At 54.7% G+C, this 23,182-nt stretch carries 27 protein-coding genes; 18 read left to right on the top strand and 9 right to left on the bottom strand.

The features are described from left to right. Window positions 1-24 precede the first annotated feature (24 nt). The 7 genes from purF to hisP all read left to right on the top strand — a co-directional run bounded on the left by purF (window position 25) and on the right by hisP (window position 6,609). Window positions 25-1,542 (top strand): amidophosphoribosyltransferase, encoded by a 1,518-nt coding sequence (purF, locus tag KCG39_RS10770; RefSeq protein ID WP_004123211.1) that lies wholly within the window; start codon window positions 25-27, stop codon window positions 1,540-1,542. A 136-nt stretch (window positions 1,543-1,678) separates the two neighbouring features. Further along, a complete protein-coding gene (locus tag KCG39_RS10765) occupies window positions 1,679-2,248 on the top strand; it encodes a UbiX family flavin prenyltransferase (protein WP_049114653.1) in 570 nt (189 codons plus the stop codon). A 291-nt stretch (window positions 2,249-2,539) separates the two neighbouring features. Further along, the gene (argT, locus tag KCG39_RS10760) at window positions 2,540-3,322 is read left to right on the top strand and encodes a lysine/arginine/ornithine ABC transporter substrate-binding protein ArgT (RefSeq protein WP_004123206.1); all 783 of its coding nucleotides are present in this window, start codon (window positions 2,540-2,542) and stop codon (window positions 3,320-3,322) included. Between the two features lie 257 nt (window positions 3,323-3,579). After that, window positions 3,580-4,362, top strand: a complete 783-nt coding sequence (hisJ, locus tag KCG39_RS10755; RefSeq protein ID WP_004123203.1) for a histidine ABC transporter substrate-binding protein HisJ — start codon at window positions 3,580-3,582, stop codon at window positions 4,360-4,362. A gap of 66 nt (window positions 4,363-4,428) precedes the next feature. Further along, on the top strand, window positions 4,429-5,115 hold the full coding sequence (locus KCG39_RS10750; protein WP_004123199.1) for a histidine ABC transporter permease HisQ: 687 nt from the start codon (window positions 4,429-4,431) through the stop codon (window positions 5,113-5,115). Then, window positions 5,112-5,828, top strand: a complete 717-nt coding sequence (gene hisM / locus KCG39_RS10745; RefSeq protein ID WP_004123196.1) for a histidine ABC transporter permease HisM — start codon at window positions 5,112-5,114, stop codon at window positions 5,826-5,828. The genes KCG39_RS10750 and hisM overlap by 4 nt, the downstream gene beginning before the upstream one ends. A 7-nt stretch (window positions 5,829-5,835) precedes the next feature. Then, the gene (gene hisP / locus KCG39_RS10740; protein WP_004123193.1) at window positions 5,836-6,609 is read left to right on the top strand and encodes a histidine ABC transporter ATP-binding protein HisP; all 774 of its coding nucleotides are present in this window, start codon (window positions 5,836-5,838) and stop codon (window positions 6,607-6,609) included. A 41-nt stretch (window positions 6,610-6,650) separates the two neighbouring features. Here hisP and KCG39_RS10735 read toward each other — a convergent pair whose 3' ends face one another. The 6 genes from KCG39_RS10735 to yfcG form a co-directional block, all read right to left on the bottom strand. Continuing rightward, on the bottom strand, window positions 6,651-7,148 hold the full coding sequence (locus tag KCG39_RS10735; protein WP_087829184.1) for a GNAT family N-acetyltransferase: 498 nt from the start codon (window positions 7,146-7,148) through the stop codon (window positions 6,651-6,653). Between the two features lie 67 nt (window positions 7,149-7,215). Continuing rightward, complete coding sequence (locus tag KCG39_RS10730) at window positions 7,216-7,782, bottom strand: hypothetical protein (RefSeq protein WP_004123189.1); 567 nt, start codon at window positions 7,780-7,782, stop codon at window positions 7,216-7,218. Between the two features lie 3 nt (window positions 7,783-7,785). Then, window positions 7,786-8,040, bottom strand: a complete 255-nt coding sequence (locus KCG39_RS10725) for a hypothetical protein (protein WP_004123187.1) — start codon at window positions 8,038-8,040, stop codon at window positions 7,786-7,788. Window positions 8,041-8,255: 215 nt separating this feature from the next. Further along, window positions 8,256-9,149 carry a TIGR01777 family oxidoreductase gene (locus KCG39_RS10720; protein ID WP_142468013.1) on the bottom strand — a complete coding sequence of 298 codons (894 nt, stop codon included), beginning with the start codon at window positions 9,147-9,149 and terminating at the stop codon, window positions 8,256-8,258. Window positions 9,150-9,172: 23 nt separating this feature from the next. Beyond that, window positions 9,173-9,535 carry a dihydroneopterin triphosphate 2'-epimerase gene (gene folX, locus KCG39_RS10715; protein ID WP_004104107.1) on the bottom strand — a complete coding sequence of 121 codons (363 nt, stop codon included), beginning with the start codon at window positions 9,533-9,535 and terminating at the stop codon, window positions 9,173-9,175. 65 nt (window positions 9,536-9,600) lie between these two features. Further along, window positions 9,601-10,230, bottom strand: coding sequence for a GSH-dependent disulfide bond oxidoreductase (yfcG, locus tag KCG39_RS10710; protein ID WP_004123183.1), 630 nt, complete (start codon window positions 10,228-10,230; stop codon window positions 9,601-9,603). Between the two features lie 208 nt (window positions 10,231-10,438). On the opposite strand from yfcG, the gene yfcF reads away from it, so the two are divergent. Genes yfcF through yfcD form a run of 3 tightly spaced genes read left to right on the top strand, consistent with a single transcriptional unit; the run spans window position 10,439 to window position 12,304 of the window. Further along, window positions 10,439-11,083 carry a glutathione transferase gene (gene yfcF / locus KCG39_RS10705; RefSeq protein WP_004123181.1) on the top strand — a complete coding sequence of 215 codons (645 nt, stop codon included), beginning with the start codon at window positions 10,439-10,441 and terminating at the stop codon, window positions 11,081-11,083. Between the two features lie 56 nt (window positions 11,084-11,139). Next, window positions 11,140-11,691, top strand: coding sequence for a phosphodiesterase (yfcE, locus tag KCG39_RS10700; RefSeq protein WP_004123174.1), 552 nt, complete (start codon window positions 11,140-11,142; stop codon window positions 11,689-11,691). Between the two features lie 58 nt (window positions 11,692-11,749). Beyond that, entirely contained in the window at window positions 11,750-12,304 is a 555-nt protein-coding gene (gene yfcD, locus KCG39_RS10695) for an NUDIX hydrolase YfcD (protein ID WP_004123172.1), read from the top strand. 2 nt (window positions 12,305-12,306) lie between these two features. Here yfcD and KCG39_RS10690 read toward each other — a convergent pair whose 3' ends face one another. Further along, window positions 12,307-13,326 carry a LacI family DNA-binding transcriptional regulator gene (locus tag KCG39_RS10690; protein WP_004123170.1) on the bottom strand — a complete coding sequence of 340 codons (1,020 nt, stop codon included), beginning with the start codon at window positions 13,324-13,326 and terminating at the stop codon, window positions 12,307-12,309. Between the two features lie 236 nt (window positions 13,327-13,562). Here KCG39_RS10690 and KCG39_RS10685 point away from each other — a divergent pair, with 236 nt between their 5' ends. The 5 genes from KCG39_RS10685 (at window position 13,563) to KCG39_RS10665 (ending at window position 17,543) form a co-directional block, all read left to right on the top strand. Beyond that, window positions 13,563-14,006 carry a PTS sugar transporter subunit IIA gene (locus KCG39_RS10685; RefSeq protein WP_139529136.1) on the top strand — a complete coding sequence of 148 codons (444 nt, stop codon included), beginning with the start codon at window positions 13,563-13,565 and terminating at the stop codon, window positions 14,004-14,006. Window positions 14,007-14,085: 79 nt separating this feature from the next. After that, window positions 14,086-14,358 (top strand): PTS sugar transporter subunit IIB, encoded by a 273-nt coding sequence (locus KCG39_RS10680; RefSeq protein WP_004123166.1) that lies wholly within the window; start codon window positions 14,086-14,088, stop codon window positions 14,356-14,358. A 20-nt stretch (window positions 14,359-14,378) separates the two neighbouring features. Next, window positions 14,379-15,770 carry a PTS ascorbate transporter subunit IIC gene (locus tag KCG39_RS10675; RefSeq protein WP_049087141.1) on the top strand — a complete coding sequence of 464 codons (1,392 nt, stop codon included), beginning with the start codon at window positions 14,379-14,381 and terminating at the stop codon, window positions 15,768-15,770. Further along, window positions 15,767-16,597, top strand: a complete 831-nt coding sequence (locus KCG39_RS10670; protein ID WP_139529135.1) for a transketolase — start codon at window positions 15,767-15,769, stop codon at window positions 16,595-16,597. The genes KCG39_RS10675 and KCG39_RS10670 overlap by 4 nt, the downstream gene beginning before the upstream one ends. After that, a complete protein-coding gene (locus tag KCG39_RS10665; protein ID WP_087829164.1) occupies window positions 16,590-17,543 on the top strand; it encodes a transketolase family protein in 954 nt (317 codons plus the stop codon). Before KCG39_RS10670 ends, KCG39_RS10665 begins: the two co-directional genes overlap by 8 nt. 46 nt (window positions 17,544-17,589) lie before the next feature. Here KCG39_RS10665 and pta read toward each other — a convergent pair whose 3' ends face one another. Further along, complete coding sequence (gene pta, locus KCG39_RS10660) at window positions 17,590-19,734, bottom strand: phosphate acetyltransferase (RefSeq protein WP_004123158.1); 2,145 nt, start codon at window positions 19,732-19,734, stop codon at window positions 17,590-17,592. 200 nt (window positions 19,735-19,934) lie between these two features. Next, entirely contained in the window at window positions 19,935-21,137 is a 1,203-nt protein-coding gene (gene ackA / locus KCG39_RS10655; RefSeq protein ID WP_004123156.1) for an acetate kinase, read from the bottom strand. Window positions 21,138-21,472: 335 nt separating this feature from the next. Between ackA and yfbV the strand changes: the two genes are divergently transcribed. The 3 genes from yfbV (at window position 21,473) to KCG39_RS10640 (ending at window position 23,180) form a co-directional block, all read left to right on the top strand. Next, window positions 21,473-21,928 (top strand): terminus macrodomain insulation protein YfbV, encoded by a 456-nt coding sequence (gene yfbV, locus KCG39_RS10650; protein WP_004123154.1) that lies wholly within the window; start codon window positions 21,473-21,475, stop codon window positions 21,926-21,928. Window positions 21,929-22,014: 86 nt separating this feature from the next. Continuing rightward, on the top strand, window positions 22,015-22,509 hold the full coding sequence (locus KCG39_RS10645) for a YfbU family protein (RefSeq protein WP_004123152.1): 495 nt from the start codon (window positions 22,015-22,017) through the stop codon (window positions 22,507-22,509). 11 nt (window positions 22,510-22,520) lie between these two features. Beyond that, window positions 22,521-23,180 (top strand): sugar phosphatase, encoded by a 660-nt coding sequence (locus tag KCG39_RS10640; protein WP_032742182.1) that lies wholly within the window; start codon window positions 22,521-22,523, stop codon window positions 23,178-23,180. Window positions 23,181-23,182 lie beyond the last annotated feature (2 nt).

Raw genomic sequence — 23,182 nt, 5'->3', positions numbered from 1 at the left:
TGTAGCTTAACGAGGAAAAGACGTATGTGCGGTATTGTCGGTATCGCCGGTGTTATGCCGGTAAACCAGTCCATTTATGACGCGTTAACGGTGCTTCAGCATCGTGGCCAGGATGCCGCAGGCATCATCACCATTGATGCGAACAACTGTTTCCGTTTGCGTAAGGCGAACGGACTGGTGAGCGACGTTTTTGAAGCTCGCCATATGCAGCGTATGCAGGGCAATATGGGTATTGGTCACGTTCGTTACCCGACGGCTGGCAGTTCCAGCGCCTCCGAGGCACAGCCTTTCTACGTCAACTCGCCGTATGGCATTACGTTGGCGCACAACGGTAACCTGACTAACGCTCACGAGCTGCGTAAAAAGCTGTTTGAAGAAAAACGCCGCCACATCAACACCACCTCTGATTCCGAAATTCTGCTCAACATCTTCGCCAGCGAGCTGGACAATTTCCGCCACTACCCGCTGGAAGCAGACAACATTTTTGCGGCGATCGCTGCCACCAACCGCCAGATTCGCGGCGCTTACGCCTGCGTGGCGATGATTATCGGCCACGGTATGGTCGCCTTCCGCGACCCGAACGGCATCCGTCCGCTGGTGCTGGGTAAACGCGATATTGGCGATGGCCGCACCGAATATATGGTCGCTTCGGAAAGCGTAGCGCTGGATACGCTAGGCTTTGAGTTCCTGCGCGACGTGGCGCCTGGCGAAGCGGTGTATATCACCGAAAAAGGCCAGCTGTTCACTCGTCAATGCGCGGAGAACCCGGTCAGCAACCCGTGCCTGTTCGAATACGTTTACTTTGCGCGTCCGGACTCCTTCATCGACAAAATCTCCGTCTACAGCGCCCGCGTTAATATGGGGACTAAGCTGGGTGAGAAAATTGCCCGTGAGTGGGAAGATCTGGATATCGACGTGGTCATTCCTATCCCGGAAACCTCCTGCGATATCGCGCTGGAAATTGCCCGTATTCTCGACAAACCTTACCGCCAGGGCTTTGTTAAAAACCGCTACGTTGGCCGTACCTTTATCATGCCGGGGCAGCAGCTGCGCCGTAAGTCCGTGCGCCGTAAGCTTAACGCCAACCGCGCCGAATTCCGCGATAAGAACGTGCTGCTGGTGGATGACTCCATCGTGCGCGGCACCACCTCAGAGCAGATTATCGAGATGGCGCGCGAAGCAGGGGCTAAGAAGGTGTATCTGGCCTCCGCTGCGCCGGAAATTCGCTTCCCGAACGTGTATGGCATCGATATGCCGACCGCCAATGAGCTGATCGCGCACGGGCGTGAGGTGGACGAGATTCGCCAGATCATCGGCGCCGATGGCCTGATTTTCCAGGATCTGGACGATCTGATTGACGCGGTGCGCGCGGAGAATCCGGATATTCAGCAGTTTGAATGCTCGGTGTTCAACGGTATCTACGTCACTAAAGATGTCGATCAGCAGTATCTGGACTATCTCGATTCCCTGCGTAACGACGATGCGAAAGCGGTTCAGCTGCAGAACGAAGTCGAAAACTTAGAGATGCATAACGAAGGGTAATCCTTTGATTTGCCGAAAGCCCGTGGTCCGATGGCCGCGGGCTTTTTTATTTTCTCGCACCAATTGCGGGTCCGCGGTTGCGTCAGGGGCTATAATCCGGCAAAGTCTGCGCCATTGTGGGAAAAGGGCAATCAACGTGAAGCGACTCATTATCGGCATTTCTGGCGCCAGCGGCGCAATCTACGGCGTGCGTTTGCTCCAGGTCTTGCGCGAGGTTTCTGATGTCGAAACCCATCTTATTCTAAGCCAGGCCGCGCGGCAGACGCTGGCGCTGGAGACAGATTTCTCCCTGCGCGAGGTGCAGGCGTTAGCCGATGTGGTGCACGATGCCCGCGATATCGCTGCCAGCATCTCTTCCGGCTCTTTTAAGACCGCCGGAATGGTGATTTTGCCGTGTTCGATGAAGACCCTCTCCGGCATTGTTCATAGCTATACCGATGGTCTGCTGACCAGGGCGGCGGACGTGGTGCTTAAAGAGCGCCGCCCGCTGGTGCTGTGCGTACGGGAAACGCCGTTCCACCTTGGTCACCTGCGTCTGCTGGTCCAGGCGGCGGAAATGGGCGCGGTGATTATGCCGCCGGTTCCCGCGTTTTATCATCGGCCAAAGACCCTTGATGACGTGATAAACCAGACGGTCAACCGCGTTATCGATCAGTTTGATATTTCTCTTCCTGAAGACCTCTTTACCCGCTGGCAGGGAGCGTAAAGCGCACTAAGATAGTGCGCTTTATTCACATCTGCATTGCCGCAGTGCAATTTTGTAGCCTCGATCAAATCCTCAACATTTAATTTGTTTTTTTGCGCTGCGGCACTGCGGTTTATCCGTTATTGCTGGTATCTTCCCTTTTAAGACAAACTTGCAACCTTTATTTAACAAATTTAACGCCATTTGCAGCACGCACTGAGAAAATGGCATAAAACGTGCAAGATTTTATCGGCAGCACAAATAACAAAATAACGCATCGCATAACAACATCACGACACTTAAGGGTAACCTATGAAGAAGACGGTTCTGGCTCTCTCTTTAATGATGGGCATTTGCAGCGCCTCCAGCGCATTCGCTGCGCTGCCGCAGAGTATTCGCATTGGCACCGATGCCACCTACGCGCCTTTCTCTTCTAAGGATGCGAAAGGGGATTTCGTGGGTTTTGACATTGATTTGGGCAATGAGCTCTGTTCGCGTATCAAAGTAAAATGTACCTGGGTTGGCAGCGATTTCGACTCCCTGATCCCGTCGCTGAAGGCCAAGAAAATCGACGCCATCATCTCTTCGTTGTCGATTACTGAAAAACGCCAGCAGGAAATTGCGTTTTCTGACAAGCTCTACGCCGCCGACTCGCGCCTGATTGCCGCGAAAGGCTCGCCGATTCAGCCGACGCTGGAATCGCTGAAAGGCAAGCATGTCGGCGTGCTTCAGGGCTCTACCCAGGAGGCCTATGGTAATGAACGCTGGCGCAGCCACGGCGTCGATGTTGTGGCTTATCAGAACCAGGATTTGATCTACTCAGACCTCTCCGCTGGCCGTCTTGACGCCGCATTGCAGGATGAAGTGGCCGCGAGTGAAGGTTTCCTCAAACAACCCGCCGGTAAAGATTTTGCGTTTGCCGGTCCTTCCGTTAAAGACAAAAAATTCTTCGGTGATGGTACCGGCATCGGCCTGCGTAAGGACGATAGCGAGCTGAAGGCCGCGTTTGATAAAGCGTTGGCTGACATGCGTAAAGACGGCACCTACGACAAAATGGCGAAGAAGTACTTCGACTTCAACGTTTACGGTGACTAAGACGTCCGCTGGCCCGGACGCCGGGCCACGCGCATCTATTTCTGCCCCTTATTGGTGCGCTCACGCTTTTGTGGATCTTTTTGGTGCAAAAAATTCCACGCGGGATGTTAAAAAAATGCATAGTTAAGCGTTTCTGGTGCGAAAAAATTTGCTTCCCGGCGCGGAATGTTTTGCCTTACCGGGGCGAATAATGGCACGATAACTGCCGTAAGTACTTCTAATAAATCCGTTAGAATGACAGTCTGTTGAGGATAGTTATGAAAAAACTGGCGTTGTCTCTCTCTTTAGCGCTGGCCCTTTCCAGCGTTTCCACTGTATTCGCAGCCATTCCGCAAAAAGTCCGCATCGGCACCGATCCTACTTATGCCCCGTTCGAATCCAAGAATGCACAGGGTGAATTGGTTGGTTTTGACATCGATCTGGCAAAAGAACTCTGTAAGCGCATCAATACGCAATGTACCTTTATTGAGAACCCGCTGGACGCGCTGATCCCGTCTTTAAAAGCGAAGAAAATCGATGCCATTATGTCTTCGCTTTCAATCACCGAAAAACGTCAACAGGAAATTGCCTTCACCGACAAGCTTTACGCGGCGGATTCGCGCCTGGTCGTGAAAAAAGGCAGCGATATTACGCCAGACCTCGCGAAGCTGAAAGGCAAACGCGTTGGCGTTCTGCAGGGCACCACTCAGGAAACCTACGGTAACGAGCACTGGGCACCGAAGGGTATTGAAATTGTTTCCTACCAGGGGCAGGACAATATTTATTCTGACCTGACCGCTGGACGTATCGATGCTGCGTTCCAGGATGAAGTCGCCGCCAGCGAAGGTTTCCTCAAGCAGCCTATCGGTAAGGATTATCAGTTCGGCGGCCCGTCGATTAAAGACGAGAAGCTGTTCGGCGTCGGCACCGGTATGGGGCTACGTAAAGAAGACAACGAACTGCGTGAAGCATTGAATAAAGCCTTTGCCGAGATGCGCCAGGACGGCACCTACGACAAGCTGGCGAAGAAATATTTCGATTTTAACGTGTACGGCGACTAATCATCCCGCGTACCCCATCGCGCGTGATTTCACGCGTGATGGTTGATGACAGACAGGGCAGACAGCATGCTGTACGGGTTTTCACAGGTTATATTTCAGGGCGCGCTGGTCACCCTTGAGCTGGCGTTAAGCTCGGTCGTTCTGGCGGTGCTTATCGGCCTGGCGGGCGCTGGGGCGAAACTTTCCAATAATCGTCCATTAGCGCTGATTTTTGAAGGCTATACCACTTTAATCCGCGGCGTACCCGATCTGGTGCTGATGCTGCTGATTTTCTACGGGCTGCAGATTGCGCTCAACAGCGTGACCGATGCGCTTGGTCTGGCGCAGTTTGATATTGACCCAATGGTGGCGGGTATCATCACGCTGGGCTTTATTTACGGCGCCTACTTTACCGAAACTTTTCGCGGCGCTTTCCTGGCTGTGCCGACGGGGCATATTGAAGCGGCGACGGCCTTCGGCTTTAGCGGCGGGCAAACCTTTCGTCGCATTCTGTTCCCGGCAATGATGCGCTATGCGCTGCCTGGAATAGGCAACAACTGGCAGGTGATCCTCAAAGCGACCGCGCTGGTCTCGCTGCTGGGGCTGGAGGATGTGGTCAAGGCAACCCAGCTGGCGGGTAAAAGCACCTGGGAGCCGTTCTACTTCGCTATCGTCTGCGGCCTGATTTATCTTGTATTTACAACGGTTTCCAATGGTGTGCTGCTGATGCTCGAACGCCGTTACTCTGTGGGCGTGAAGAGGGCTGACCTGTGATTGACATTATTCAGGAGTACTGGAAATCCCTGCTGTGGACCGACGGCTACCGCTTTACCGGCGTCGCGATTACGCTCTGGCTGCTGATCTCTTCCGTGGTGATGGGCGGCATCCTGGCCATTTTCCTCGCGATAGGCCGCGTGTCGAGCAACAAATTTATCCGGTTCCCCATCTGGCTATTCACCTATATCTTTCGCGGCACGCCGCTGTACGTTCAGCTGCTGGTGTTCTATTCCGGGATGTATACGCTGGAAATCGTCAAAGGCACTGAACTACTGAACGCCTTCTTTCGCAGCGGGCTGAACTGTACGGTGCTGGCGCTGACGCTGAATACCTGCGCCTATACTACGGAGATTTTCGCCGGGGCGATTCGTTCAGTGCCGGCAGGCGAGATAGAGGCCGCTCGGGCGTATGGTTTTTCCTCGGTTAAAATGTATCGCTGCATTATCCTCCCTTCCGCGCTGCGTATCGCTCTGCCTGCATACAGCAACGAAGTGATTCTGATGCTGCATTCCACCGCGCTGGCTTTTACCGCCACGGTGCCGGATCTGCTGAAAATTGCCCGCGATATTAACTCGGCAACCTACCAGCCGTTTACCGCCTTTGGTATTGCCGCAGTACTGTATTTAATTATCTCGTATGTGCTGATTAGCCTGTTCCGCAGAGCGGAAAAGCGCTGGCTCCAGCACATCAAACCTTCTTCGACGCACTGAGAACGCCATGTCCGACAATAAATTAAATGTAATCGATCTGCATAAACGTTACGGTGAGCATGAGGTACTGAAAGGCGTCTCACTGCGGGCGAAAGCCGGAGACGTGATCAGTATTATTGGTTCATCCGGCTCCGGTAAAAGTACCTTTTTGCGCTGCATTAACTTTCTTGAAAAGCCCAGCGAAGGGACGATTGTTGTTAACGGGCAAAACATTGGCCTGGTTCGCGATAAAGACGGTCAGTTAAAGGTTTCTGATAAAAACCAGCTACGTTTACTACGTACTCGCCTGACGATGGTATTCCAGCATTTTAACCTGTGGAGCCATATGACGGTGCTGGAAAACGTGATGGAAGCGCCGATTCAGGTACTGGGTCTGAGCAAACAGGAAGCCCGCGATCGGGCGGTCAAATATCTGGCAAAAGTCGGTATTGACGAACGCCAGCAGATTAAATATCCGGTGCACCTCTCCGGCGGCCAGCAGCAGCGCGTTTCCATTGCCCGCGCGCTGGCGATGGAGCCCGACGTACTGCTGTTTGATGAACCGACATCGGCGCTTGACCCTGAACTGGTAGGCGAAGTGCTGCGCATTATGCAGCAGCTGGCGGAAGAGGGAAAAACCATGGTCGTGGTAACGCATGAAATGGGCTTTGCGCGCCATGTCTCTTCGCACGTGATTTTCCTGCATCAGGGCAAGATTGAAGAAGAAGGGCACCCTGACGATGTTTTCGGCAATCCGAAAAGCCCGCGCCTGCAGCAGTTCCTGAAGGGCTCGTTAAAGTAGTACTGTCTATGCCTCCGGCGGAATCCCCTCCGCCGGGACGGCTAGCGCTCCAGCCGATACACCCAGTCATCGAAATCCATTCCGTTCAAATGATACGCTTTTTCAAGCACCTGAATGCGGATAAAACCGTGTTTTTCCAGCAGGCGGGAAGAGCCAGCGTTATTGCCCAGCACCCAGGCATTTATCGCGTGAACGCCGAGTTGGTTAAAGCCGTAGTCGCAAATCGCTTTTAACGCTTCGCTGGCATAGCCCTTTCCCTGTGCATCGGGCATAAGAGCGTATCCGACATCCGCTTCGTGCGGATTTTTACCACTGATGCGCAGGCCAATATCGCCAACCGCCTCGCCGCTGCTGTCGCGCAATACGAATACGCCAGGGTCAGCGCAGCGGGATTCAAACAGCGCCCGCAGCGCTGGCTCTTCAAGAACCTCGCCCATATAGCGCATCACTTCCGGGTCTCGCCGTAAGCGCAGGAAAAATGGCCAGTCGGATGCGTGAAACGGCGAGAGGCGCAGGCGCGGCGTAGTCAGTATTATCATCATGCAGTCCATAGAGGTGGATTATTCCGCCACCTTAACACCATAAAGCGCCGGAATGTTTACGCGTCTAAGCGAGCGTCGGTGAAGCCCGGTGCTGATTTTCGAGCCCGCGGAGATAGCGCAGCACGGTGTTGCTCTCTTGTGTCGCCCTCAACTGCAGCGCCAGGTTGAAGTTGTCCAGCACCTCGGCGTGGGCGACCAGCGGCGAATCCCCGGCAAGCCGTCCCTCCATCACCAGCCAGCCGACGACGGTTTTCCAGCGCCACAGCGGCGAATTGCCTTTCACGCGTTGTACCGGCCCTGGAAACTGCCCCGAGCCTCGTGCGCCATCTTTCAATAAGGCGATGGCCTGTCGCGTCAGGCCGGTGAGTTCAGCAATATCGCTTAATCCTACCAGCGCGGAATCGACGGATTCGACCCGCGCATTCAGGGCCGGAGCGGATTCGATATCGGCAATCGCTGACAAAATGGCCTGTTCGAGAGAGGCGCATTCGCGGTCGAACTCCACATAGACTGCCGTTCCGTAAAAGCAGACCAGGGCATCAGCGCAGCCTGCCGCATGCAGCGCATCCTCCAGCCCCACGGTATGCGCGGTGACGCCGGAGAGTGTGAGCGTAAAGTTATACAGCGCCATGGTTTAATCCTTCTTGTGGTTAATCTGACCCGATACGGGTATCAGACAGCGATCGACCATGCGGATGATTTGCCTGGCATGGTGAATGGGCACCGCCGGCGTTGACCAGATGCTCATCATGTGTTCCCGATGGCGGGCTGTTCCGCACATTAGTCGTCCAAAACAGTGCGCGCTTTTGCCGCCAGAGAGAAGAATCCAGCCGCGCGCCAGCGCGTAGTCAATTGCGGCTCTGATATGTTTATCCAGATGTTCCTTCATCAATGTGTCCTGCTAATATTGAATATGATGTTGACGAATGTCAACGCCGGGTAAGGTAAAATCACACGCAGGGGTTATGACAGAGTGAAGGGGAGATCGCTGGAATGAGATTCACAGTTAAGACGCGACAAGCGTGGTGGTTTTTGCGCGCTGCGAGGAGGGTTCCACGAATAACAGATCAGGGAGATCGCCGGGATCTCCCTGAAGGCCCTGAACTATTTCAGCACATCGGCCAGGGCTTGTTCCAAATCGTACCAACGAAAGACAAATCCGGCTGCTTCCAGGCGTTTTGGCAGCGCGCGCTGGCCGCCGAGTACCAGAACGGAAGATTCTCCCATCAGCAGGCGAATCGCCGCCGCCGGGACGCGGAAAATGGCGGGCCGATTCAACGCATGACCCAGCGCGTGGGAGAACTGCTCGTTGCGCACCGGGTAAGGGGAAACCATATTAAACGGCCCCCGCAGGTCATTATCCAGCAGCCAGAGTATACCGTTGACCATGTCGTCGATATGGATCCACGCCAGATATTGCCTTCCGCTACCGATAGGGCCGCCGAGGCCAAGTTTAAAAGCTGGCGTCATTTTGGCCAGAATGCCGCCGCGCGGCGCCAGCACCACGCCGGTACGCAGCAGGCAGACGCGGGTGCGATCGCTCTGCGCTTCACAGGCGATTTGCTCCCAGCGGGCGCAAAGCTTATGGGTAAACTCGTTATGCGGCGGCTCTTCTTCGGTAACCACGACTTCACCGAGGTCGCCATAGTAACCGGTGGCGGAACCGCTTATCAGCACCGCGGGTGGCGTATCGCTGGCGTTGAAGAGCTTGACCAGCTTTTGCGTGATATCCCAGCGGCTGTGGCAGAGACGCTGTTTCTGCTCCGCCGTCCAGCGTTTATCGGCGATCGGCTCGCCTGCCAGGTTAATGACGGCATCAATGCCGTTGAGGTTCGCCTGATGCTCGAAATCGCGCCACAGGGTGACGCGCGAATCGAGGCGGCTTTTGGCCTTTTCAGGGCTGCGCGTTGAAACCGTTATGTGATGCCCCAGCTCCAGCAGCCGGGGAATCAGATGTCGGCCAATCAGGCCGGTACCGCCAGTAAGCAGAACGTTCATAGCGCCTCCCTAAGGTGATGCGTCTAACGCCGCCAGCTCATCGTCATGGATACCGAATCGGCGTAGCGCAGCGCGTGCAGTTTATCGATCTCTACTTCAGCATAAGTGACCCAGTGATGTTCGCGTGCGATATCGAGCACATCCTGAGTTAATTTTTCCAGCAGAGAGAAGCGGTTATTCTCAATATGGCTAATAATGCGCTTGGTGATGGTGCGGTAGTTCAGCGCATCGTTAATGTCTTCGCTGTTGCGTGATTTCTCCGCCGGATAGTGGATAGCGACGTTAACCACCACGTCCTGGCGGTTGGCGATCTCTTCCTCTTTAATTCCGATAAAAGTACGCAGGCGCAGGTTCTTAATTCGAATAATGGCGTCTGGTTGAGACATGGCAGGCTTCCTCCGTGTAGTAATTTCCGCCATCATACATCAAAGCTTCCCGGGCGAGCAGGGGGTTAATGGGCTTCTGTTTTCAGCAGCGCTTCAACGGTGGCCGGGCGCTGGCGAATGCGCTCAAACCAGTTATGCACCGCCGGAAAACTGGCGAGGTCGATACGCTGGCGCTGATGGGCATTCACCCACGGCCAGCAGGCGATATCGGCGATGCTGTAGTGGTTGCCGCCAAGCCAGGGGCTCTCGCCAAGGCGCCGATTGAGCACGCCATACAGACGCTGCGTTTCCACCTGATAGCGTTCAATGGCGTAGGGCACCGCCTGCGGAGCAAAGTGGTTGAAATGATGATTTTGCCCGAGCATCGGCCCTAACCCACCGACTTGCCAGAATAACCACTGTAGCGTAACGTGGCGTTCGCGGAGTTCGCCGCTCAGTAATTTGCCAGTTTTTTCAGCCAGATAAAGCAGGATTTCTCCGGACTCAAACAGGCTTAACGGGGCGCCGCCGTCGGCGGGAGTATCGTCAACGATCGCCGGGATCTTGTTGTTCGGTGAGATCGCCAGAAACGGCGGTTTAAACTGCTCCCCTTTACTGATATCCACCCGGATCAGGCGGTAAGGCAGCTGCGCTTCTTCAAGAAATAGCGTGATTTTGTGGCCATTAGGGGTGGGTGCATAGTAAAGATCGATCATGAGAGTCCCTCGCCGTCACAGGTCGCAAACTTTTCGAGTATAGGTGAACTGGCGTCATCCGGCAGGTTTACCTCATTCTGGATGACTTTCGCCGAGCGCGTACACCTCAGAGAAGTATGTAAGATCCTGAGGGTAGCGGTCAGTGACATCCTCTGAAAGACAGGATATGTTGGCGTATCGCCCCATTACATTAGCCATTGAGGATGCTATGAGCCAGCCCGCGATTACCCTGTGGTCCGACGCCGATTTTTTCTCGCCATATGTGATGTCCGTATACGTTGCCCTGCAGGAAAAGAGCCTGCCTTTTACCCTAAAAACCGTCAACCTTGACAGCGGCGAGCATCTGCAAAGCGGCTGGAAAGGCTACAGCGCAACGCGACGCGTACCGCTGCTGGAGATCGGCGAGTTTTTTCTGAGCGAATCCTCTGCGATTACCGAATATCTGGATGAGCGCTTTGCGCCCCCGGAATGGGAGCGGCTTTACCCGCATGATCTGCAAAAGCGCGCGCGGGCGCGTCAGGTACAGGCCTGGCTGCGCAGCGATTTAATGCCGATCCGTGAAGAGCGTTCCACGGACGTGGTCTTTGGCGGAGCAAAGAAGCCTCCGCTCAGCGACGCCGGGCGAAAAAGCGCCGCGAAGCTGTTTGAAACGGCTGGCTTACTGTTGTCCCACGGCGGGCAGAATCTATTTGGCGAGTGGTCCATTGCCGATACCGACCTGGCGCTGATGCTCAATCGACTGGTCCTTAACGGCGATGAGGTCCCCGCCGCGCTGGCGGATTACGCCGTCTTCCAGTGGCAGCGGGCGTCGGTCCAGCGCTACGTCGCACTCTCAGCCAAACGCGCGGGCTGATAAGCTTCAGCGGTTCCGTTATCATAGACGCATCGTCATGCGTGGAGATAAATAGTATGAAGCTGATGTTTGCCTCGGATATCCACGGCTCTCTGCCTGCCGCTGAACGCGTGCTTGAGCTGTTCGCGCGCAGTGGGGCGCAGTGGCTGGTTATCCTCGGCGATGTGCTTAATCACGGGCCGCGTAACGCGCTTCCCGAAGGCTATGCCCCAGCCCAGGTTGCGGAGGCGCTTAATAGCGTGGCGGAGCGGGTGATTGCCGTACGCGGCAACTGCGACAGCGAAGTCGATCAGATGTTGCTTCATTTCCCCATTACCGCCCCCTGGCAGCAGGTTTTGAGCGAGCGAACCCGCCTTTTTCTGACCCACGGACATCTGTATAGCCCCGATAATTTGCCTCCCCTCGCCGCTGGCGATGTGCTGGCTTATGGTCATACTCATATTCCGGTTGCCGAGAAACGCGGTGAGATTTTCCTCTTCAATCCCGGCTCGGTCAGCATCCCTAAAGGGGGATTTACCGCCAGCTACGGTCTGCTGAACGAGGGGCAATTGCAGGTTTTAGCACTCGATGATAATCAGGTTATTGCAGAGGTCGCAATTTACCCGTAATTTACCCCTCAACCGTATAGACGCGCCGTAAGAGCGCTTTAAAAAGTAAGGTTTCCTGATGGCGGAACAGAATCATTTGGCAAGCACAGAATGGGTCGATATTGTTAATGAAAACAATGAGGTGATAGCACAATCCAGCCGCGAACAAATGCGCGCGGAGTGTTTGCGTCATCGGGCGACCTACATTGTTGTTCATGATGGGATGGGCAAAATCCTGGTACAGCGTCGTACCGAAACGAAAGATTTTCAGCCGGGAATGCTGGACGCTACCGCCGGCGGCGTGGTGCAGGCTGACGAGCAAATGCTGGAGTCCGCGCGCCGCGAAGCGGAAGAGGAGCTCGGCATTGCCGGCGTGCCTTTCGCTGACCACGGCCAGTTCTACTATGAGGATAAACATTGCCGCGTCTGGGGCGGTCTGTTCAGCTGCGTGTCACACGGGCCTTTTGCTTTACAGGAGGAAGAGGTGAGCGAAGTGTGCTGGCTGACGCCGGAAGAGATCACCGCCCGCTGCGACGAGTTCACTCCGGATTCATTAAAAGCGCTGGCGCTGTGGATGACCCGCAATGCCAATAATGAGTCAGCAAAAGCTGAAAAGCAGGAAGAGGCCGAGTAGTTTTAACAGCTATCCCTCATGCATAAACTGGATGCGATGGGCCTTCTGTCGCTCCAGTTTCCCTCGCTAAGTCGCTCCAGTAGTGCACGGCCGGCTTCGATGCCAATCTTATGGTGCGGTACCGCCATCGTCGTTAACGGCGGCTGGCAGACCCGGCTTACGTCGCTATCCCCAAAGCCGACAACGGCTAAATCATCAGGAACTTTGATGCGCCGACGCTGACATTCATACAGCGCTCCGCATGCCAGCTCATCGGAAACGCAAACCAGCGCATCCAGTTCCGGCCATGCGAGCAAAAACTCCGGCAGCTGCGAAGCGCCGGTGGAAAAGTTGGCGGGCAGCGCGGCGTTAATTACCCGGTTAGGCGACATATGATGGCGCAGCATGGCTTTATACCACCCCTGCAAATGCTGCTGAAAAATCCACTGTTCCTGATTGGCGCACAGTAGACCGATATTCTGATAGCCGCGGTGGATAAGCATTTCCGTCAGCTCGAACATCGCCGCCACGTTATCGATGCCGATATTCATGTCGATAGGATCGGCGCGCATCGCGCCCATCTCCACCACCGGAATCGAGGCGTTCTGCAGCCAGTGGCGTACGGTATCGCTGTGCTCAACGCTCAGTAGAATGGCGGCGGCGATGTTAGAAGCCAGCAGCGTTTCCAGTAGTTTCTCTTCCTGCTCCAGACGATGCTGCGATTCCGCCAGCATGATTTGATAACCTGCTGGCTGTAATATTTGCTGAAGTCCGGCGAACATTGCCGAGCAGCCCGCCTCCGTCAGATTCGGCACGACCATCGCTATGGTTCTTGAGGACGCGGAAGCCAGTGCGCTAGCGGCGAGGTTAGGCATATATCCCAGTTCTTGCACCGCCGCTTCGATTTTTTCGCGAAGCTTATCGGAAACCTGTTCCGGCGTACGAAGGGCGCGGGACACGGTCATGGTACCCACTCCAGCCAACTGAGCAACATCGGCGATGGTCACCTTTCCGGTGCTACGCCGTTTTCGGGTTAGAGACATACATATTCCTGCTAAACAGACGCTTTTTATTATCATCCATTACTTCACGTGTCAGGGAGTATACGCCTTAAACGGGACTTTTTGCTGCGTTTTGATGGGATGATTGCGAATTGATAGCGCTATCACAAATCTGAATGTTCAACGTTGGTAGCGCTATCTTTGTGATCTTTATCCCAGATAACTATTGCCTGCTTGCATAAAGTTTGCCCATCTTTTGTTAAAAGACGAGGGGTAAAATGCTTAAGACATGGCTCTCTGATACCACCATCACGTTACGGCAGAAGGTAGAAAGCTGGCAGCAGGCACTGGACATCTGTGCCAGACCGCTGCTTGAAGCCGGAGTTATAGAACCTGAATATGTAGCGGCGATCATTGAGCAGCACCGTAAGCTAGGGCCTTACTATGTGTTGGCTCCGGGCCTGGCAATGCCGCATGCGCGGCCGGAAGAGGGGGCGAAAGGTTTAGGTCTCTCGCTGCTGAAACTCGAACAGGGCATTTCCTTTGGCTCTAAAGACTTCGACCCGGTCGATATTATTATTATGCTGGCGGCGCCGGATAAGCACAGTCATATTGAAACGATCTCTGCGCTGGCGGAATTATTTTCCAGCGATGAAGATATGAATAAATTACATCAGGCAACCAACCTGGAGGAGATAAAAACTATCATCACGCGTTTCTGATTTAATTTTATTATCCGACTTATAACCCATTACGCACCTGCGTGATGCGGACCTACTCTACCCAAAAAAGGTGATAACAATGAAAATTATGGCAATTTGCGGTTCCGGCCTGGGCAGCAGTTTTATGGTTGAGATGAATATTAAAAAAGTGCTCAAAAAACTCGAAATTGAAGCCGAGGTGGAACATTCCGATCTGTCCTCGGCAATCCCCGGTGCGGCAGATTTATTCGTCATGGCTAAGGATATTGCCGCCAGCGCCAGCGTCCCGGAAAGCCAGCTGGTGGTGATTACCAACATCATCGATATTAACGAACTCGAAGCGCAGCTGCGTGCGTGGTTCGCCAGACAATAACTATTTATAGCGAGGTGGATATGTTTATCCTTGAAACGCTGAATTTTGTTGTTGATATTCTAAAAGTACCCTCGGTGCTGGTCGGTTTAATTGCGTTAATTGGCCTGGTAGCGCAAAAGAAATCTTTCTCCGATGTCGTCAAGGGAACCATTAAAACTATTCTGGGTTTTATTGTTCTCGGCGGCGGCGCGACGGTATTAGTCGGTTCGCTGAATCCACTGGGGGGCATGTTTGAGCATGCTTTTAATATTCAGGGTATTATTCCTAATAACGAGGCGATTGTTTCTATTGCGCTGGAAAAATACGGCGCTTCAACCGCGCTGATTATGGCGTTCGGGATGGTAGCGAATATTGTAGTCGCCCGATTTACGCGTCTGAAGTATATCTTCCTGACCGGCCACCACACCTTCTACATGGCTTGTATGATCGGCGTGATTCTTACCGTGGCGGGTTTTGAAGGTATCGGGCTGGTCTTTACCGGTTCCCTGATCCTCGGCCTGGTGATGGCGTTCTTCCCGGCGCTGGCCCAGCGCTATATGAAGCGTATTACCGGTACAGATGACATCGCTTTCGGCCACTTCGGCACCCTGGGCTATGTCCTTTCGGGATGGATCGGTAGCGTCTGCGGTAAAGGCTCGCGTTCAACCGAAGAGATGAACCTACCGAAAAACCTGAGTTTCCTGCGTGACAGCTCCATCTCCATTTCGCTGACCATGATGATTATCTATTTGATTATGGCGGTGAGCGCGGGGCGTGAATATGTTGAAAGCACTTTCAGCGGCGGCCAGAACTACCTGGTATACGCCATCATTATGGCGATTACCTTCGCCGCCGGGGTGTTCATCATCTTGCAAGGGGTACGTCTAATCCTGGCGGAAATCGTACCGGCCTTTACCGGATTTTCGGAGAAGCTGGTGCCTAATGCCCGTCCGGCGCTGGACTGCCCGGTAGTCTATCCCTATGCGCCCAATGCGGTACTGATTGGCTTTCTGTTCAGCTTCCTGGGCGGCCTGGTCGGGCTGTTCCTCTGCGGGCAGTTCAAGTGGGTGCTGATCCTGCCCGGCGTGGTGCCGCATTTCTTTACCGGCGCGACCGCCGGCGTGTTTGGCAACGCCACCGGCGGACGGCGCGGGGCGATGATAGGGGCGTTTGCCAACGGTCTGCTGATCACCTTCCTGCCGGTACTGCTGTTGCCGGTGCTGGGCGCGATTGGCTTTGCCAACACCACTTTCTCGGATGCGGATTTCGGCGCCGTCGGTATCGTGCTGGGCAACCTGGCCCGCTATCTGTCGCCGTTTGCTATTACCGGCCTTGTGGTGGCGTTGTTCGTACTGCTGGTGGTGTACAACGTTTTTGCGAAAAAGAGATCTGCGGGCGGCGGCGCGCAGGAGAACAGCGGAGCTAAATCATGAATGTGAAAGAAGTAACCCAACTGGCGCGGGACATTCGCGTCGCCACCCTTAAATCACTAACGGATCTTGGTTTCGGCCATTACGGCGGCAGTATGTCGGTCGTGGAGACGCTGGCGGTATTGTACGGCGCGGTGATGAAAATTGACCCCGCGGACCCGGACTGGCCAGAGCGCGACTACTTTGTGTTATCAAAAGGTCATGCCGGCCCCGCGCTGTACAGCACATTAGCGATTAAGGGATATTTTCCGCTGGAGGAGCTGAGTACGCTAAACCAGAACGGTACGCGGCTGCCAAGCCACCCGGATCGGTTGAAAACGCGCGGGGTGGATGCCACTACCGGCTCTCTGGGGCAGGGGATTTCCATCGCCGGCGGAATGGCGCTGTCGCATAAGCTGGCGGGACGGGCGAATCGGGTATTCTGCATCGTTGGCGACGGTGAGTTGAATGAAGGCCAGTGCTGGGAAGCGTTCCAGTTTATTGCCCATCATCGCCTGAATAATCTGACCGTGTTTGTTGACTGGAACAAGCTACAGCTTGACGGCAGGCTGGATGAGATCATTCGCGCTTTTAATCTGGAAGATAAATTCCGCGCCTTTGGTTTTGATGTTGTTACCGTCAAAGGCGATGACATCCCCGGACTGCTGGCGGCGGTTCAGCCCGTTCCTCCCGCCGATGCGCGCCCGCGGGTCGTTATTCTCGATAGCGTGAAAGGCCAGGGCGTGCCGTATCTCGAGAATCTCAGTAACAACCATCACTTGCGCCTGACTGACGAGATGAAAAAGACGCTAAACGAGACGATTCGCCAGCTGGAGGCCGAACATGATTAAAGTTGCACCTGCAGGACAAAAAGATGCCATAGAGATGCGTAAAGTCTATGCCGGGTTTGTCGCGCAGCAGATTGAAGCCCATAGCCCGATTATCGCCCTGGAAGCGGATCTGATGAGCTCTATGGCGATGGATGGCGTCGCGAGGCAGCATCCGCAGCACGTCATCAACTGCGGCATTATGGAAGCGAACGTGATTGGTACCGCCGCCGGACTATCGTTGACCGGGCGTAAGCCGTTTGTCCATACCTTTACCGCTTTCGCCAGCCGCCGCTGCTTCGACCAGTTGTTTATGGCGCTGGACTATCAGCGGAACAACGTCAAGGTGATCGCTTCTGACGCCGGGGTGACCGCCTGCCATAACGGCGGAACCCATATGTCGTTTGAGGATATGGGTATTGTGCGCGGCCTCGCGCATTCGGTGGTGCTGGAAGTGACCGATGCGGTGATGTTTGAGGATATCCTGCGGCAGCTTATCGATCTCGACGGTTTTTACTGGGTACGCACGATCCGCAAACAGGCGCCGAGCGTCTACGCGCCGGGTTCGACGTTTACGATTGGCAAAGGTAATGTGCTGCGCGAAGGTGAAGACATCACCTTGATTGCCAACGGGATCATGGTGGCGGAAGCCCTTGAGGCAGCACGTCAACTTGAGCAGGAAGGGGTCAGCGCGGCGGTGATTGATATGTTTACCCTGAAGCCTATCGACCGTATGCTGGTGAAAAATTACGCCGAAAAAACCGGGCGTATCGTGACCTGTGAAAACCACAGTATTCATAACGGACTGGGATCGGCGGTGGCGGAAGTCCTGGTGGAGACCTGCCCGGTTCCGATGCGTCGTGTGGGGGTGAAGGAGCGTTATGGCCAGGTGGGAACGCAGGACTTCTTGCAGAAGGAGTATGGCCTGACGGCGCATGATATTGTCTCGGCGGCGCGAGAGCTGCTGTAAATAAAAAGGCGACCCTGAGGTCGCCTTTTTTCATGCAGCGGGCAGATTATGCTTGCTGCTGGGACGACTGAATCGCGGTCAGGGCGATGGTATAGACGATATCGTCAACCAGCGCGCCACGGGACAGGTCGTTCACCGGCTTACGCATCCCCTGCAGCATCGGCCCGATAGAGATCAGGTCGGCAGAACGCTGTACGGCTTTGTAAGTGGTGTTACCGGTGTTCAGGTCCGGGAAGATGAACACGGTAGCGCGGCCAGCAACCGGAGAGTTCGGCGCTTTGGATTTCGCTACGTCAGCCATAACCGCAGCATCGTACTGCAGCGGGCCGTCGATCATCAGGTCAGGACGTTTTTCCTGCGCCAGACGAGTCGCTTCGCGTACTTTCTCAACATCGCTGCCGGCGCCAGAGGTACCGGTGGAGTAGGAGAGCATGGCTACGCGCGGTTCGATGCCGAAGGCAATCGCGGAGTCTGCGGACTGGATAGCGATTTCAGCCAGCTGTTCAGCGGTCGGATCCGGGTTGATCGCGCAGTCGCCGTAAACGTAAACCTGTTCCGGCAGCAGCATGAAGAATACGGAGGAGACCAGAGAGCTACCCGGCGCAGTTTTGATCAGCTGCAGCGGCGGACGGATGGTGTTGGCGGTGGTGTGAACCGCACCGGATACCAGGCCGTCGACTTCGTCTTGTTCCAGCATCAGGGTGCCGAGAACCACGTTGTCTTCCAGCTGCTCGCGGGCAACCGCTTCGGTCATGCCTTTGCTCTTACGCAGCTCGACCAGGCGAGCAACGTAGCTTTCGCGAACCACTTCCGGGTCAACGATTTCAATACCGGCGCCCAACTCTACGCCCTGAGAAGCGGCAACGCGGGTGATTTCATCCGGGTTACCCAGCAGTACGCAGGTCGCGATACCGCGCTCGGCGCAGATAGCCGCGGCTTTAACGGTACGCGGTTCGTTGCCTTCCGGCAGAACAACACGCTTGCCTGCTTTACGCGCCAGCTCGGTGAGCTGATAGCGGAAGGCTGGCGGAGAGAGACGACGGCTGCGCTCGGAAGTCGCGGTCAGGGATTCAATCCAGTCGGCGTTGATATAGTTAGCCACGTATTCCTGAACTTTCTCAATACGCTCGTGATCGTCAACCGGCACTTCCAGGTTGAAGCTCTGCAGGCTCAGAGAGGTCTGCCAGGTGTTGGTGTTAACCATGAATACCGGCAGGCCGGTAGCAAACGCGCGTTCGCACAGCTTGCTTACGCGCGGGTCCATTTCATAGGCCCCGGTCAGCAGGATAGCGCCGATTTCCACGCCGTTCATCGCGGCCAGGCAGGCGGCGACCAGTACGTCAGGACGGTCTGCGGAAGTAACCAGCAGAGAGCCTGCGCGGAAGTGTTCCAGCATGTGCGGAATGCTACGCGCACAGAAGGTGACGGACTTCACGCGGCGGGTATTGATGTCGCCTTCGTTGATGATGGTGGCGTTCAGGTGATGCGCCATATCAATCGCACGAGTGGCGATCAGATCGAAGCTCCACGGCACCGCGCCCAGAACCGGTAATGGGCTACCGCTCTGCAGCTGAGCCGGATCGATCTTCACGACTTTTGCTTTGGAAGAGTCGTCAAAGATTTCCGACAGGTCCGGGCGAGTACGGCCCTGTTCGTCAACCGGTGCATTCAGCTTGTTGACGATGACGCCGGTGATGCTGGTGTTTTTCGCGCCGCCGAAGCTGCTGCGAGTCAACTCAATGCGCTCTTTCAGCTGTTCCGGAGTATCGGTACCCTGGGACATCACAAAGACGATTTCAGCGTTAAGCGTTTTCGCGATTTCGTAGTTCAGAGACTGGGCAAACTGATGTTTGCGGGTCGGGACCAGACCTTCAACCAGCACCACTTCCGCATCCTGCGCGTTGGCGTGGTAGTTGGCGATGATCTCTTCCATCAGCACGTCTTTCTGGTTGCTGGAGAGCAGCGACTCAACGTGGCTCATTTTCAACGGTTCTGCGGCCGGAAGGTCGGAGTTCGCGCGAATGATGGTGGTAGTCTGGTCTGGCGCATCGCCACCGGCACGCGGTTGAGCGATAGGTTTAAAGACGCTCAGGCGAACGCCTTTACGTTCCATAGCACGGATAACACCGAGGCTGACGCTGGTCAGGCCTACGCTGGTTCCGGTAGGGATCAGCATGATTGTACGGGACACGATATATCCTCTTTCGTTACCGCCAGTATCAGGCGGGATACAAAACTGCACCACCAGCTTCCCGTCATACTTCAAGTTGCATGTGCGTTGGCTTTACTCGCTCACCCCAGTTACGTACTACTCGTACGCTCCTGGGGATTCTCTGCGTCGCCGCCTTCCTGCAACTCGAATTATTTAGGGTTATGGCTGGCGGTGTGGAATCAGGCGGTCAGACGGTTGGCGTCCTGCGCGATGACCAACTCTTCGTTGGTCGGAATGACGATAGCCGGGCGAGTGCCTTCTTTGTTGATGAAGCCAGACTTACCGAAACGGGCAGCCAGGTTACGCTCGTGATCAACTTCAAAGCCCAGTACGCCCAGTTTACCCAGAGACAGTTCGCGAACCATCGCGGCGTTCTCACCGATACCACCGGTGAATACGACGGCGTCCAGACGACCATCCATCAGCGCGGTGTAGGAGCCGATATATTTTGCCAGGCGGTGGCAGTAAACGTCCATGGCACGTTTAGCGTCAGCTTTTTCCTGGTAGTTGTCTTCAACGTAGCGGCAGTCGCTGGTCACTTCGGTCAAACCGAGCAGGCCGGACTCTTTGGTCAGCATTTTGTTGATGGCGTCTACGCTCATGCCCAGGGCATCGTGCAGATGGAAAATGATTGCCGGGTCGATATCGCCAGAACGCGTACCCATCACCAGACCTTCCAGCGGAGTCAGACCCATGGAAGTGTCAACGCATTTACCGTTGCGGATAGCGGAAACGGAACCACCGTTGCCCAGATGGCAGGTGATGATGTTCAGCTCTTCAACCGGTTTGTTCAGAACTTTCGCGGCTTCCTGAGTCACATAGAAGTGGCTGGTGCCGTGCGCGCCGTAGCGACGTACGCCGTGTTCTTTGTACAGGCTGTACGGCAGGGCATAGAGGTAAGATTCTTCCGGCATGGTCTGATGGAACGCGGTGTCGAACACGGCAACGTTCTTGTCTTTCAGATTAGGGAAGGATTTCAGGGCTTCTGCGATACCGATCAGGTGCGCCGGGTTGTGCAGCGGGGCGAAAGAGGCGGAGTCTTTAATTCCCTGAATAACCGAGTCATCGATAACGACGGAGCTGGTGTATTTTTCACCACCGTGAACGATACGGTGGCCGATTGCGGTCAGCTGAGCAGACAGTTCTGGTTTTTGTGCCAGAATAGTGTTAACGATAAAGTTCAGCGCTTCACTGTGAGCAGCGCCAGCGCCTAATTCGGCTTCTTGCTTGCTGCCGTCCATTTTCCATTTGATACGGGCTTCAGGAAGATGGAAACATTCTGCTAAACCAGACAGGTATTCATCACCGTTGACGGCATCAAGGATAGCGAATTTCAGAGAGGAGCTACCGCAGTTCAGAACCAGTACTAACTTACTCGACATGGAAGTACCTTTTATGATACGTGGCTAAAAAAACGTCAGTGTGTCACAAAGCGTAGCGCAGGATGACATCGACATTTATGATTAACATCATGCCTTGTACTGTTTTCGGCACGATGAGAGAAGTACATTTGATTTTATGTCATTTTGCATAATTTTCAGCCAGTGGCAGAATATGCGATAATTTGACTAACCTGGTAAAAGGGTCTAACCGCCCCTCAGGTGCGCACAGAATACCTGATTGAGTGCGTCATTGCCAAAATCTTTTGAACGTTGTCATGCACAGTTGGTGTTTTGCACAAATTTTTTAAGTTTTATATGTAAAGTTGAGGTAAGCCATGTCCGGTCCCGAGAATCGCTCTGTGAGTTTTTTTGGCTTGTTTCGCCACGGGCAGCACTATGCAAAGACCTGGCCTCTGGATAAGCGCCTTGCCCCGGTGTTTATTGAAAACCGTATTATTCGCGCCACGCGTTATGCGATTCGTATCATGCCGCCGGTGGCGATTTTCACGCTGTGCTGGCAAATCGCCCTCGGCGGCCAGTTGGGCCCGGCCGTCGCCACCGCGCTGTTTGCGCTGAGCCTGCCGATGCAGGGTTTATGGTGGTTGGGTAAGCGTTCAGTGACGCCGCTGCCGCCGTCGATACTGAACTGGTTTTATGAAGTGCGCGGTAAACTGCAGGAGGCCGGGCAGGCGTTAACGCCGGTAGATGGCAAGCCCGATTATCAGGCTTTAGCTGACACGCTTAAGCGCGCCTTCAAACAACTGGATAAAACTTTCCTTGATGATTTGTAATTTCATCGGGAAAACGCATATAAAAGAAGGCGCATAATTCATGCGCCTTCTTTTTTCACGCCGTAAAAGTGCAACAGGAGTCAAAAATGGAAATGACCAATGCGCAGCGTCTGATTCTGTCGAATCAATACAAAATGATGACGATGCTCGATCCGGACAACGCTGAACGCTACCGCCGCCTGCAGACCATCATTGAGCGTGGATACGGGCTGCAGATGCGCGAGCTGGACCGCGAGTTTGGCCAGCTTACCGAGGAAACGTGTCGTACTATCATTGATATCATGGAGATGTATCACGCGCTGCATGTCTCCTGGACAAACCTGAAGGACGCCAGCGGGATTGACGAGCGACGGGTCACCTTCCTCGGCTTCGACGTGGCGACCGAAGCCCGCTATCTCGGTTATGTCCGCTTTATGGTTAACGTTGAAGGGCGCTACAGCCACTTTGACGCCGGTACTCACGGCTTTAACTCCCAGACCCCGATGTGGGAAAAATACCAGCGCATGCTGAGCACCTGGCACTCCTGCCCGCGTCAGTACCATTTAAGCAGTAACGAAATTAACCAGATTATCAACGCCTGATGGAGGTTCCCGTGCAGTGTAAAGGTTTCCTGTTTGATCTTGACGGGACATTGGTCGATTCGTTGCCGGTTGTGGAGCGTTCGTGGTGCAAATGGGCGGATCGATTCAGTATCCCTCATGATGAGGTGTTGAACTTCATTCATGGCAAACAGGCGATAACCTCATTACGTCATTTTCTTCCCGGCCGCAGCGAAGAAGAGATTCAGTCCGAGTTCGTCTGGCTGGAAAAGGTCGAAGCAACGGATACGGATGGCGTAACGGCGCTGCCGGGAGCGGTGGCGTTGCTGAGGACACTTGATGACGTGGGGATTCCGTGGGCGATAGTGACGTCAGGTTCGATTCCCGTCGCCCATGCTCGTCACCGCGCTGCGGGGCTGCCTGAGGCTGAGGTTTTCGTCACCGCCGAGCGCGTAAAGCACGGGAAACCCGCTCCGGACGCCTATCTGCTGGGGGCCGAGCTGTTAGGGCTGGCGCCGGGAGATTGCGCCGTGGTGGAGGATGCCCCTGCCGGGCTGCTCTCTGGGCTGAATGCCGGTTGTCGGACTATCGCGGTCAATGTGCCCGCCGATGCGCCGCGTCTTGATGAAGCTGATTTGGTGTTAACGACGCTTGAAAATCTGCTGGTTGAGCGCCTGCCTGACGGCAATGTGAATGTTAGCCTTAAAGATTAATC

It is taken from the genome of Klebsiella pasteurii (assembly GCF_018139045.1).
Taxonomy (GTDB): Bacteria; Pseudomonadota; Gammaproteobacteria; order Enterobacterales; family Enterobacteriaceae; genus Klebsiella; species Klebsiella grimontii.
Note: the sequence above shows the minus strand (reverse complement) of the source record. Positions and strands in the feature narration are given on the sequence as shown.